At 63.0% G+C, this 12572-nt stretch carries 11 protein-coding genes; 4 read left to right on the top strand and 7 right to left on the bottom strand.

The window, feature by feature from the left end:
• Positions 1–7 precede the first annotated feature (7 nt).
• The 4 genes from HQ843_RS07920 to speB are packed head-to-tail and all read left to right on the top strand — an operon-like array spanning position 8 to position 3056.
• Positions 8–658 (top strand): amino acid ABC transporter permease, encoded by a 651-nt coding sequence (locus HQ843_RS07920; protein ID WP_180899040.1) that lies wholly within the window; start codon positions 8–10, stop codon positions 656–658.
• Positions 655–1305, top strand: coding sequence for an amino acid ABC transporter permease (locus tag HQ843_RS07915; protein ID WP_180899041.1), 651 nt, complete (start codon positions 655–657; stop codon positions 1303–1305). Before HQ843_RS07920 ends, HQ843_RS07915 begins: the two co-directional genes overlap by 4 nt.
• Before the next feature lies 1 nt (position 1306).
• The gene (locus HQ843_RS07910) at positions 1307–2089 is read left to right on the top strand and encodes an amino acid ABC transporter ATP-binding protein (RefSeq protein ID WP_180899042.1); all 783 of its coding nucleotides are present in this window, start codon (positions 1307–1309) and stop codon (positions 2087–2089) included.
• 19 nt (positions 2090–2108) lie between these two features.
• A complete protein-coding gene (gene speB, locus HQ843_RS07905) occupies positions 2109–3056 on the top strand; it encodes an agmatinase (protein WP_180899043.1) in 948 nt (315 codons plus the stop codon).
• 150 nt (positions 3057–3206) lie between these two features.
• Here the strand turns inward: speB and HQ843_RS07900 are convergent, their stop codons facing one another.
• From HQ843_RS07900 to HQ843_RS07870, 7 genes are all read right to left on the bottom strand, one after another.
• Positions 3207–3821 carry a YitT family protein gene (locus tag HQ843_RS07900; RefSeq protein WP_180899044.1) on the bottom strand — a complete coding sequence of 205 codons (615 nt, stop codon included), beginning with the start codon at positions 3819–3821 and terminating at the stop codon, positions 3207–3209.
• Positions 3818–4864 carry a Leu/Phe/Val dehydrogenase gene (locus HQ843_RS07895; RefSeq protein WP_180899045.1) on the bottom strand — a complete coding sequence of 349 codons (1047 nt, stop codon included), beginning with the start codon at positions 4862–4864 and terminating at the stop codon, positions 3818–3820. Before HQ843_RS07895 ends, HQ843_RS07900 begins: the two co-directional genes overlap by 4 nt.
• Positions 4865–4871: 7 nt before the next feature.
• Complete coding sequence (locus tag HQ843_RS07890; RefSeq protein ID WP_180899046.1) at positions 4872–5975, bottom strand: alanine racemase; 1104 nt, start codon at positions 5973–5975, stop codon at positions 4872–4874.
• A 1-nt stretch (position 5976) separates the two neighbouring features.
• A complete protein-coding gene (locus HQ843_RS07885; protein WP_180899047.1) occupies positions 5977–7824 on the bottom strand; it encodes a hydantoinase B/oxoprolinase family protein in 1848 nt (615 codons plus the stop codon).
• A gap of 1 nt (position 7825) precedes the next feature.
• Positions 7826–9916 (bottom strand): hydantoinase/oxoprolinase family protein, encoded by a 2091-nt coding sequence (locus tag HQ843_RS07880; RefSeq protein ID WP_180899048.1) that lies wholly within the window; start codon positions 9914–9916, stop codon positions 7826–7828.
• A 128-nt stretch (positions 9917–10044) separates the two neighbouring features.
• Positions 10045–11691: a dipeptide ABC transporter ATP-binding protein gene (locus HQ843_RS07875; protein WP_180899049.1), complete on the bottom strand. Its 1647-nt coding sequence runs from the start codon at positions 11689–11691 to the stop codon at positions 10045–10047.
• Entirely contained in the window at positions 11688–12566 is an 879-nt protein-coding gene (locus HQ843_RS07870; protein ID WP_180899050.1) for an ABC transporter permease, read from the bottom strand. The genes HQ843_RS07875 and HQ843_RS07870 overlap by 4 nt, the downstream gene beginning before the upstream one ends.
• Positions 12567–12572 lie beyond the last annotated feature (6 nt).

Below are 12572 nucleotides of genomic sequence, written 5' to 3'. Positions count from 1 at the left end.
GCTGGTCATGACCCGGGCTGACGCCGGCATCTGGCCGGTCCTTTTCGACGGTCTCGTCACGACGGTAGGCGTCAGCCTCACCGCCCTCCTGCTCGGCGCGCCGCTGGCGCTCGCCATCGCCGCGGCCAGACGCGGCGGCGGCGTTCCCAAAGGCTGCGCCGCGCTCTACGTCTCCTTCTGGCGCGGCACGCCCATTCTGGTGCAATTGCTGATCGTCTTCTATCTCCTGCCCTTTCTCGGGCTCGACCTGCAGCCGGTGGCGGCGGCAATTCTGGCGCTGGCGCTCAACACCGCCGCCTTCCAGTCCGAAATCTACCGTGCAGGTCTTCAAGCGGTCCCAAAGGGCGAGCGCGAGGCCGCCGCCATGCTGGGACTGTCCGCGCCCCAGACATTCCTGCGGGTCGAGGCACCGCAGGCGTTGCGCACCATGCTGCCGGCGCTGATCGGCGAGATGCAGGCGCTCGTCAAGAACTCCTCGCTCGTCTCGGTGATCGCGGTCACCGACCTGACCCGACGGGCGCAACAGGTCGCCGCCAGCACCTTCAGGCCGCTGGACGCCTACACATCCGCGCTGCTGCTCTACGTCATCGTCGGCGCGTTACTGGCCGGCGCCGGTATCTTCGTTGAAAAGCGCCTGAAAGGCAGGCCGGCAAGATGAGCCATGATTTTGTGACGGATCTCCCGCTTTATTTCTCCGGGCTCGTGACAACGCTGACGGTGTCATTGGCCGGGATCGCGATCGCCGTCCTCCTCGGCATAGCGCTTTCCGCGGCCCTGCGCAGCTCCTCGCGTCTGGTCTCGATCCCCGCACGGCTCTATGTCGAGTTTGCGCGCGGCGCGCCGCTGGCGCTGGTCCTGTTCCTGATCTATTACGGCGGCCCGCAATTCGGCCTCGTCCTCAGCCCCTATTTCGCCGGCATTGCCGGTCTCGGACTTTACGGCGCCGGCCCTTTCGCGGAGATTTTCCGCGCCGGCTTCAATGCGGTGCCCGACGGCGAAATCGAGGCGGCCGCGATGCTGGGACTCAATCCCGGCCAGTCGTTCCGTCACATCGAGCTTCCCCAGGCGCTGGCGCTGACCCTGCCGCCGTCCATCGGCCAGGCGATCAATCTGGTGAAGGAATCCTCGGTCCTGTCGGTCATCACGCTCGGCGAGCTGACCAAGGTCGCCGGCACCATCAGTTCGATCAGCTTCGCGGTCGTCACGCCTTACCTCACCATCGCGCTGATTTACTGGGCGATCGTCGAAGCCCTGTCGCAGCTTGGCCTCCATCTTGAACGCCGCCTTGCAGCGAGGGGCATCTGACATGAGCAAGACAAAACCGGCCATTTCCATTCGCGGACTGGAAAAGCGCTTCGGCGACAAGACGGTGCTTTGCGGCATCGATCTCGAGGTGAACGATCGCGACGTTTTATGCATCATCGGTCCTTCGGGCTCAGGCAAGAGCACGCTCCTGCGCGCTATGGCCTTTCTCGATGCCTATGAAGGCGGCAACGTCGAGATTTTCGGCCGGTTGATCGGATGGCGGGAAACACCGCTCGGGCGCGAACGGATGCGCGGAAAGGCGCTGTCTGAAATCCGCCGTCCGCTCGGCATGGTATTCCAGCATTTCCACCTGTGGCCGCATATGAGCGTTCTCGAAAACGTCACGCTGGCTCTGCGGCTGGTCCAGCGCGTCTCGCGCGCCGAGGCCGACAAGGCGGGAAGCGCCGTGCTCGACAAGGTCGGCCTCGCCGACTTCGCCGACCGCCGCCCGGAGAGCCTGTCCGGCGGGCAGAAGCAACGCGTCGCAATCGCAAGGGCGCTGGCGATGAAGCCGAAGGCGATGCTGTTCGACGAACCGACCTCGGCGCTCGATCCCGAACTGGTCGGCGAGGTCCTCGCGGTGATGAAGACGCTCGCCGCCGAGGGCATGACCATGGTCATCGTCACCCATGAAATGGGCTTTGCCGCGCACGCCGCAAACCGCGTCGTGTTCATGGATGGCGGCAGGATCGTCGAGGAAGGCCCGCCCGCACGACTGTTCGCAAAGCCGAAAAGCGAGCGCCTGACCCAATTTCTACAGACCTGGCGCGAGCGCGCGCTCTGACATCTCGAAAGGAAACGCCATGACCGCCCACGGCTATGACAGCGGACGTCTGAACCTGCCCTTCGTCGGCATCTCCACCTTTGCCAAGAGCCCCTATGTCGAGAACTGGGATGCGATCGACGCCGACGTGGCGATCCTCGGCGCGCCCTTTGATTTCGGCACGCAATGGCGCGCCGGCGCGCGCTTCGGTCCGCGCGGCATCCGCGAGGCCTCCACGCTGTTTTCCTTCGGCCATGCCGGCGCCTACGATCACGAGGACGACGTGACCTATCTCGAAGGGGTGCGGATGGTCGATCTCGGCGACGCCGACATCATCCATACCGACACGATGAAAAGCCACGCCAATATCGAATTCGGCGTGCGCAAGATTCTGTCTGCCGGCGCGCTGCCGGTGGTGCTCGGCGGCGATCACTCGGTCAACATTCCCTGCATCAATGCGTTTTCCGACGAGGAGCCGGTTCATCTGGTGCAGGTCGACGCCCATCTCGATTTCGTCGACGAGCGTCATGGCGTCCGCTTCGGCCACGGCAGCCCGATGCGCCGCGCCTCCGAAAAGCCCTGGGTCACGGGCATGACCCAGATCGGCATCCGCAACGTGTCGTCCACGGCAAGGGAAGGCTATGAATATGCCCGGGCGCAAGGATCCGACATTCTGTCAGTCCGCCAGTTTCGCAAACAGGGCGTGGAGGCCGTTCTTGCCCGCATCCCTGCCCGAAAGCGCTACTACCTCTCAATCGACATCGATGGCTTCGACCCCTCGATCGCGCCCGGAACCGGCACGCCGAGCCATGGCGGTTTCCTCTATTACGAAGTGCTGGAGCTTGTCGCGGGCCTGGCAAAACGCGGTCAGATCGTCGGCATCGATCTGGTCGAGGTCGCGCCTGACTACGACCATACCGGAACGACCGCCATCCTCGCCGCCCAGATCCTGCTGAACGCCATCGGGAGAGTGTTCGCGGCGCGGTAGATCAGCGCGTTTATCTGGCGCCGTGACGGCTGCAAACTGTGCGCCGGTTCGCCGGCACGCCATGTTCCGATGGCGAGGCCAGTTCGAGGCTCTGTTTATTGCGTTTGGGACCGGGCTGTAAAACCGGTATCCACATCGGCAGCTATGGCCTTAGCCGATATACCGTCCGGAGCGGTGGTTCCAGGCGATGACGGCATTGAGGATGACGGCGCCAATAAAGGAATTGACCATCAGGTCGAGCGGAAACAGGAAGAGACCGCAGCAGAAAATCAGAATGTCGGACGCGAGTTGCACATAGCCCGCCGGAATTTTCCAGCGTGCCTGAACGACCAGGGCAGCAATACCGATACCGCCAAGCGAGCCGCCATGGCGGATAATGCCGAGAAGGCCCAGGCCGACAAGCACCCCGAAGGCGATTGCCGCGGCAAGCGGGTTCAGCGTTTTGAAGGCAAAAAGCCCGGGAAGAAACGCGACCAGCACAGAAAGGACCGTGACACAGACGAATGTGCGCAAAATGAAGCCTAAACCGGTCAGCCGGTATCCGATCAGATAGAACGGCAGGTTGACGACAAAGAAACACAGGCCGAATGACCAGCCGGTGAGATGGGCGATGATGATCGCCAGACCGGCGGTCTGGCCCGTCATCAGGCCGGCTGCCTGCAGACAGACAAAACCGAGCGCCGTGGATACGAGACCGAAACTGAGGCCCTGAACATCGTCCAGGGCCTTTCTAACCGACCCCGAAAGGCTGGTTCCAGGTTTCATCGGGCCATTGCCAGCCGTTTGCCGGCAATTTCGATTGCAATCTGGTGCGGCGGGCGGCTTTCAACTGCGGCGTGTTCGAGGATCCTTTCGATCTGGTCCTGAAGACCTGAAAGCTTCTCCTCGATCCAGCTTTTGGCCACGACCCCTTCGATTTCCGCGGCGGCGTTCATGATGCCGCCGGCATTGACGATGAAGTCGGGCAGATAGGTAATGCCCCGCTCCTGCAGAGCGCCGGCCAGACTCTCCTCGGCAAGCTGATTGTTTGCCGCCCCGACGATGAGACGCGCCCGAACCTCCGGAACCGTTTGCCGCGTCAGGATACCGCCAAGCGCGCATGGGGCGAAGATATCGCAGTCGATCTTGTGGATGTCCTTCGTGTCGGCGATGCCGGCGTCGAAAGCAACCTGCGCCTTTTCCAGATGCTCCCCGTTGATATCGGCCACGGTGAGACTGGCGCCGTCTGCGTTGAGCAGTTCGCAGAGCCGCCACCCCACATGCCCAAGCCCCTGAACGGCGACATGACGACCGGCAAGGCTCTCCCGCTTCAGGACGAGCCGCGCCGCGGTCTTCATCGATTCGAACACCCCTCTGGCGGTGACGGGCGACGGGTCGCCACTTGCCAGCGCGCCATCCGCAAGGCCGGTGACATGGCGGGTCTCGGTTCGAACCTCTGCCATGTCATCGGTATCGACGCCCACGTCTTCAGCGGTGATATAGGCGCCGTTCAGACGCTCGACGGCACGCCCGAAGGCGCGCATCAGCTCCGGCGTTTTCGACTGACCCGGTTCCAGCATGATAACGCCCTTGCCTCCCCCGAGATTGAGGCCTGCCGCCGCGTTCTTGAAGCTCATGCCGCGCGAAAGGCGGAGCGCGTCTTTGAGGGCATCGGCCTCGCTGTCATAGGCCCACAGGCGGCATCCGCCGGTGGCCGGCCCGAGCCGTGTCGAGTGCAGCGCGATGATGGCTCTGAGGCCGGAGGCCTGATCGCGGGCAAAGACCACGGTTTCGTGATTGTCAAAATCTTGATGCTCGAAAATCGACATCGGATTGTCATTCCTTCAGTGTTTTGGGAAGGTTGCGGATGAAACCGAAATGCAGGGCGGTGACATTTGTCTTCAACGTCGCGGCGAAGGCGAAAAGGTCGCGCGACAGGGCGCCGCTTTGTCCTACCAGCACGACCTCGTCGCCGGGTTGGGCTTCGGCTATGCCGCCGAGGTCAACGATGGAGGCAAGCAGGGTACGGGCGATCACCGGCGCTTCCCGCCCGCGAATGAAGACCGACCCGAGCGGCTGGCCGAATGGCAGGCCGTCAAAATGGCCGATTGGGAAAACGCCGATCCGGTCGCCGGAAAAGTCCGCGCCGCCATAGCCGATCGGCACTGCGGTATTTTTGTCCAATGCCCGGACCTCCAGCAGGCGCGACGTGATCTTGGAGACCACCGGCTGAAGCTGAGAGCCATGAGTTTCCTCCGGTGAAAGCATGCCGTAAAGCGCCCGCCCCGGATCGACCCGGGCATAGCCAAGGTCCGGCGCGCTGAACAGCGAATGGCTTGCGGACGCCATGCCGGAAACCTGAGAGCCGAGTGTCGCGCGGGCAAGGTCCAGAAAACGGTCATAGGCGGCGATTGCCGGCTGGAGATTGTCTGCCTGGTTCTGCCCGAAATGGGTATAAATCCCGCAAAGCCCGCCATGCCCGGAGCCGCGATAGGTCTCAAGGGACTGCTGCCATTGATCATATCCGAAACCATAGCGGTGCAGGCCTGTATCGACCTTGATGAAGAAGGGCGTGTCCGGTTTTGTCCTCAGCACCGCTTCAAGGCTGGCGGAATTATGCGCCGTGACGATGATCCCGCTTGCGCTTAGATCGCCGATATCTTCCGGCAAGGCCGCAGGAAACAGCAGCACGCGGGCATCCGGTTGAATATCTTTCAGTAGAAGCGCTTCTTCCGGCGTACCGGCACAGAACTGGCTGATCCCGTTTGCGATACCCAGTTCCATGGCGACCCTGAGGCCTAGTCCGTACCCGTCGCCCTTGCAGACCTGCCATATTTCCGTTCCGTCCGGGATTAGCCTGCGCACGCATTCAAGGTTGCTGGCGAAGGCCCTGGCGTCCACGACAACCTGATTGGGGCGGGAAAGTTCACATGCGCCCATCTCAGTTTCCGACCTTCAGGAGTTCTGTCGCGTTCATCGCTTCGAGAAAATGCCCTTGCTGGAGCGCAATGCGCTGTGGCCGGTCCATTTCTGCCAGCTTCCGGCGCTGCAACTCGGTCGCATCGACATCGACAAGGCCGCAAGAGTTGAGCACGACGCCGTAAACGTCCCGGGCGAAAGCATTGTCGATATGACCGTCCTCGATGTCCCGCAGCACCGTTTCGGCCGGTCTTTGAAGGGGATCGCCATAACCGGCGCCGCCGGCGGCGATGTGAACCACAACATCGCCGCGTTTGAGCGGCTGCTCGCCCATTTTCATGGTCGCCAGCAGCGCCCGGCTTCCGTCCGGATGTTCCAGAATGGTGAGCGAGGGCGAGCCCGGCATGCCGTCCTCGATGGGCAAGGGCAGGTAGCGCCGCCGATCCGAGCGCAGCGTCATCGCAGCATCCTCGCTCTCTATGACATAGGAGCGGATCATCGCCGCGCCGCCGCGCGTGCGTCCGGCCCCGCCCGAGTTGGCGGCATAGCCATATTCACGGATCCGCAACGGCAGGCGCGCTTCCATCAGTTCGATCGGCTGGTTGGAGAGGTTGGCGCCGGGATTGGAAATGCCTTCGACGCCGTCATGGGCGGCGCGTCCGCCCCAGCTTCCGAGAATGCCATCGGTGACCAGCCAGCGCGCATGGGTTCCCGCGTGGTAGCCTGAGAAGGTGACGGCAGTCGGCCCCCCTTCGCCGCCGGCCGGGACAAGCCCGGGCATCAGCTTCCCGAAGGCGGAAAAGCACGTATCGAGCATGCGATAGGCGATCACGCCGCGCGCCGCGCACGCAGCGTAGGGCCGGGGATTGACGATCGACCCGAGTGGCGCCGTCATTTTGACGGGCCGCATATAGCCTTCGCAATTGGGAATGCCGGGGCCGAGCACCGTGCGCAACGCGGCGTAGGCCAGCGACCAGGTCGTCGTGATCGGGCAGTTGATCGCGCCGGCCACCTGATCGGATGTGCCGCTCCAGTCGAAGCCGATTTCACTGCCGCTGATGGTAATGGCAACGGAGAACCTTATCGGCTCGCCATCCGCGCCCAGCCCGTCGATGAAGTCCTCACCGTTAACGACGCCATCGGGCATGGTCGCAATGCGCTGGCGGACCAGTCTTTCGGAATAATCATGCAATTCCTCGACCAGCGCCGGAAACGCCGCGCCGTGCTTGGCCGCGAGGCTCTTGAGCGAGCGGCCAACGGTGTCGCAGGCCGAAATCTGCGCCCTGAGGTCGCCCATCACCTCCTCGGGCATGCGCGAATTGGCCTTGAGCAGATCGAAGACCGCCCGGTTTTCACGGCCGGCCTCGTAAAGCCGCACAATCGGGATGCGCAAACCCTCCTGAAACAGCTCCTCGGCATTGAGCGCCATGCTTCCCGGCGCCATGCCGCCAATGTCGGTGTGGTGCACCAGAGCGGAGGTGAAGCCGACAAGAACCCCGTCGAGATGGACCGGGCGGATGAAGAAGATATCCGGCAGGTGCATGCCGCCGGCATCATAAGGATCATTGACGAGAAAACCGTCGCCTTCCGCGATCGCGCTGCCGAAACGCTCCGTCAGCGTCTGCATGATCCGGGGAAACGAACCCAGATGGATGGGGTTGGTCAGCCCCTGGGCGATGATGCGGCCCTTGTGGTCGCAGATGGCGGTGGAATAGTCCATCGAATCCCGGACGATCGGCGAGTAGGCCGAACGCAGAATGATCAGCGCCATTTCGTCGGCAAGCGATTCCAGCGCATTTTTCAGGATTTCGAGCGTTACAGGGTCGCCGTGCGGCTGCGTGACGATCTCGGATCTGGCGGTCAGCGACATATCAGGCCTCCGGCGTGATGACGATGTTGAAATAGGGGTCGAGCGCGGCCTGCCATCCGGGAGGCACGACGGTGGTGCTGTCATATTCCTCGATGATCAGCGGTCCCTTGCGGGCGCCGTTCGACAAGGCGCTGCGTTCGACAAGCGGCGTTTCGACCCGACCGCCCGACGCCTCGAAATAGACATTTCTGCTGACTTCCCTGTGCTGCAGGGCGCGCGCCCTGGGGGCGACGAAGCGGCGTTCCTTGCCATCTTCGCGCAATCCGATCACGCGCAGGTTGACCAGTTCGATGGCGCTTTCAGGCGACGCATGACCATAGGTGCGGGCGTGTTCGGCGTGGAAAGCGGTTCCGGCTTCCGTAAGCAGCGATCCGGCATCCTCGACATCGACCGGAACAGAGAGTTCGTAGGCCTGACCGACATAGCGGATATCGGCTTCAGCCTGGAACCGGATCTGCTCCCTCGGGCAGCCATCCGCCATCAGCGCCGCCGCGACATCGCCGGTCAGGCCGCTGAGCGCAGTCGCCAGTTGACCGGTGTCGAGCTCGGCGAAGCGTTTGTAGACCGTGCGGGTCAGTTCCCGCCGGGTTTGCGAATAAAGAAGCCCCATGGCGGAGAACACGCCCGGGTTCGGGGGCACGACGACGCGGCGCATTTCGAGGAGTTCAGCCACCTGAACGGCAGCGAGCGGCCCGTTGCCGCCGAAGGCAAAGAGCGTGAACTCGCGGGGGTCGCGGCCGCGAAAGGTCGAGACCGCCTTGACCGCGCGCATCATGGTGGCGGCGGCAATCGTATAGACCCCGCTTGCCGCCTGCTCAAGTGAGAGCCCTGCGGGAGCAGCGACCGTGCGCTCGAGGAATTCGGCGGCACGCGCGGCGTTCAGCTTGACCGCGCCACCGGCGATCTCGACCGGGTTCACAAGGCCAAGCACCACCGCTGCATCGGTAAAGGTCGGGGCGTCGCCGCCTGTATCATAACAGGCGGGGCCCGGGCTGGAGCCCGCGCTGTCCGGGCCGACCTGCACGGCTCCGCCATCATCAAGGCGCACGATGGAGCCGCCCCCTGCCCCGATCTCCGAAACGTCGATAAACGGCATCTTGACCGCATGACCGCCGCCCTTGACCAGCCGGGAGCTGAGGTTGATGCCGGCGCCGACTTCATATTCCGTTGTCCGGGTCGGCTCGCCGTTTTCGATCATCGCCGCCTTGGCGGTGGTGCCTCCCATGTCAAAGGTGATGATCTCGCCGTAGCCGGCGGCCTGCCCGAGATTGGCGGCGGCGATCACGCCGGCGGCGGGACCGCTTTCTATGATGGCGGCCGGCAGGTCCGCTGCCGCGCGCGCGCTCATCGCGCCTCCGTTTGACTGTACGACGGAAAGCGGCGCGGTGAGCCCCGCTTCGGCAAGCCGCCTTTCGAGCGATAGCAAATAGCGCTTCACCACCGGTCCGAGATAGGCATTCACGACCACGGTGCTGGTGCGCTCATATTCGCGGATTTCGGGAAGCACGTCCGTCGAGCGGGACAGATAGATTTCCGGCCCGAGGGCATCCTGAAGACAATCGAACGCGGCGGCTTCATGCGCTGGATTTGCGTAGGAATGCAGAAAGCTGATCGCAACGGCTTCCAGCTTCGCCGCCTTGATTTCGACGGCGATGGCCTTCAGTTCCTCCAGGTCGATCGGCTGCAGGACGGAACCGTCGGCCAGCATCCGCTCGCTGACCTCGTAGCGATGGCGGCGCAGCGCCAGCGGGACTGGCTTGCGGTAGTTGAGGTCATAGAGCTGCGGCACCCTGAGGCGCCCGATCTCGACGACATCCCGAAAGCCCTTTGTGGTCACAAGACCGGTGCGTGCGCCTTTGCCCTCGAGAACGGTGTTTGTGGCAATCGTGGTCGCGTGGATGATCTCCTCGACCCTGTCCGCGCTGGCGTCGAGCTCTCCCAGCAACTGGGTGATGCCATTGATGATGCCACGGCTGTAATCGTCCGGCGTCGATGGGGTTTTGCAGCAATGAATCGTTTCATCGCTTGAAACCAGAACAACGTCCGTAAAGGTGCCGCCGATATCGGCACCAATGCGGTATGTAGTCGGCATGTCTTGTCTCCGGTTTTGCGCATCGGCCGGGAAGCGCTGAGGTCTTCGCGAGCGACAATGCGTCGTGTCAAATTTTCCCGGGCTTTGCGCCCTTCGGGCGTTTCTGTTTTTCCTTGAACAGCGAACCGCTATGGCGCTGAAAGCGCCGGCTGCGGGCCGGCCCGGCTTGCGTATCGCTCGCGCCCCTTGATGCCCTGAGGCACGGCGTCGATCAGCGTTCGGGTGTATTCGTTTTGCGGGGCGGAAAGGATCTGTCCGGCCGGCCCCTGCTCGACGATCCGGCCGGCCTGCATCACCGCGACGCGATCGCACATCGTTCCGATAAGGCCAAGGTCGTGGCTGATCACGACCATGGTCATGCCCAGTTCCCGGTGGAGCGTTTTCAGGAGTTCGATGATTTCCTTCTGGATCGAGACGTCGAGCGCCGAGGTCGGCTCGTCGGCGATCAGGATCGCGGGTCTGGTCGAGAGCGCCCGGGCAATCCCGATCCTCTGGCGTTGTCCGCCGGAAAGCTGATGCGGAAAGCGATCCAGCAGCGCCGGATCAAGCTTGACCTGCCGCATCAGATCCTCAGGCGACGCGCTCACCGCATTGCCCGCTGCCCGGCCCGCCTCGATGAGCGCGCGACGGATCGTCTTGCGTGGATTGAGAGACGTCTGGCTGCCCTGAAACACAAGCTGCATGATCCCGCTCAGCCGGATACGATCCTTGCGCGAACCAAGGCTGAGCTCATGTCCCTCCAACATGACCGAGCCGGTCGTCGGTTTGTCGAGCCCGATCAGCAGGCGCGCCAGCGTGCTTTTGCCGGAACCGCTCTCGCCGACAATGCCGATCACCTCCCCCTCCCTGATCTTGAGGTCCGTGGGCGTCAGCGCATTGGTCATGCTCTTGTCGAAGAGCCGCGCCAGGCCTGATCTGGCTCTGGGATAGGATTTTGACGCTTGCCAGGTCTCAAGCACCACCTTGCCCGTTTCCGCCGGCGCGGTCGGCGCTGCGGCGGCGCTCAGTCGCGGGATGGCGGCAAGAAGGCGTCTGGTGTAGGGGGCCTGCGGGTTCCCCATCACCTGTTCGGCGGTCCCCTGCTCCACGCATTCGCCGTTCTGCATCACGGCAATCCTGTCGGCAAATTCGCCGACCAGATCCAGATTGTGCGAGATGAACATCAGCCCCAGCCCGCGTTGCTCGCAAAGCGAAATCAGCAGCCTGGTGATCTGCACCTGCACGGTGACGTCGAGCGCAGTGGTCGGCTCGTCGGCAATCAGGATGTCGGGATCGCAGGCGATCGCGAGCGCGATCATCACGCGCTGACGCATGCCGCCTGAAAGCTGATGCGGATAAAGCGACAGGCAATGGTCCGGGTCGCGAATGCCGACCTGCGCCAGAAGGCCCGCCAGATGCGCCCTGCGGCCTTCCGGCGTTTCGATCTCATGGGCCTTCAACACATCGCTGAGTTGCCGAAAAATGGTGAAGACCGGATTGAGCGATGTCATCGGATCCTGAAAGATCATCGCGATCCGGCGCCCGCGTATGTCCTTCATCTCCTTGGCCGACAGCGACAGAATGTCCTTGCCGTCAAACCGGATTTCGCCGGTCGCGGTGGCGCTGTGATCGAGAAGGCGCAGGATGGCCATCGCGGTCACGCTTTTGCCGGAGCCGCTCTCGCCGATGATCGCGAGTTTCTCCGATGGCGCCAGCGACAGTGAAAGATCACGCACCACCGAATAGTGTCCGAAGCTGATGTTCAGCCCTTCGATTTCGAGAAGACGACGGGTCATACCGGACTTGCTCCCATCTTTGCCTGGCGGCGGGGATCGAAGAAATCGCGCAGCGCGTCGCCGAGAAGGTTGAAGCCGATGACGGAAAGAAAGATCGCGATGCCGGGAAACAGCGACAGCCAGTATTCGCCGGTGAACACGGTCTGCTTGCTGTCGGCCAGCATGCCTCCCCAGCTCGGCGTCGGCGGCTGAACGCCGAGGCCGACAAAGCTGAGAGACGCCTCGATGATGATGCCGATGCCGACAAGCACGCTGGCCTGAACCAGCAATGGCGATATCACATTGGGCAATATGTCGCCGAACAGGATCGCCGGGGTGGACGCGCCCTGAAGGCGCCGGGCATCGACATATTCGTTCTTCAATTCGGCAAGAGCGAGCCCGTGGGTGATGCGGGCAATACCGGGAAAGAACAGGAAGCCCACGAGCAGGATCAGTTTCGTCTCGTTCGAGATGACGAGGCCGCCGATGGCGGTATCGCCGGTTCCGATGATCCCGACCACGGCGATGGCCCATATCAGCACCGGGATGGCGGCGAAGATATCGACCAGCCGCATGGCCACCTCCTCGAACAGCGATCCGGCGGCATGGGCTGCAAAAAGCCCGAGCGTGACGCCGATCACCATGCCGACGACAACAATGCCCAGACCGATGAACAAGGACTCCCTTCCGCCCCAGATCGTGCGGGCCAGAACATCGCGACCAAGCGCATCGGTTCCGAACAGATGCTGAGAGGATGGCGGTTGATAGGTGGCGAGGATGTCCGTCGCCGAGGGATCTGGAAGCGGCAACAGGGGAGCGATGACTGCAAGCATGACCATCGTGACGATCAGCAATGCACCGATCGCCGCAATCGGAGATCTCAAAAGCATATTCATGTCAGT

It is taken from the genome of Martelella sp. NC20 (assembly GCF_013459645.1).
Lineage (GTDB): Bacteria > Pseudomonadota > Alphaproteobacteria > Rhizobiales > Rhizobiaceae > Martelella.
Note: the sequence above shows the minus strand (reverse complement) of the source record. Positions and strands in the feature narration are given on the sequence as shown.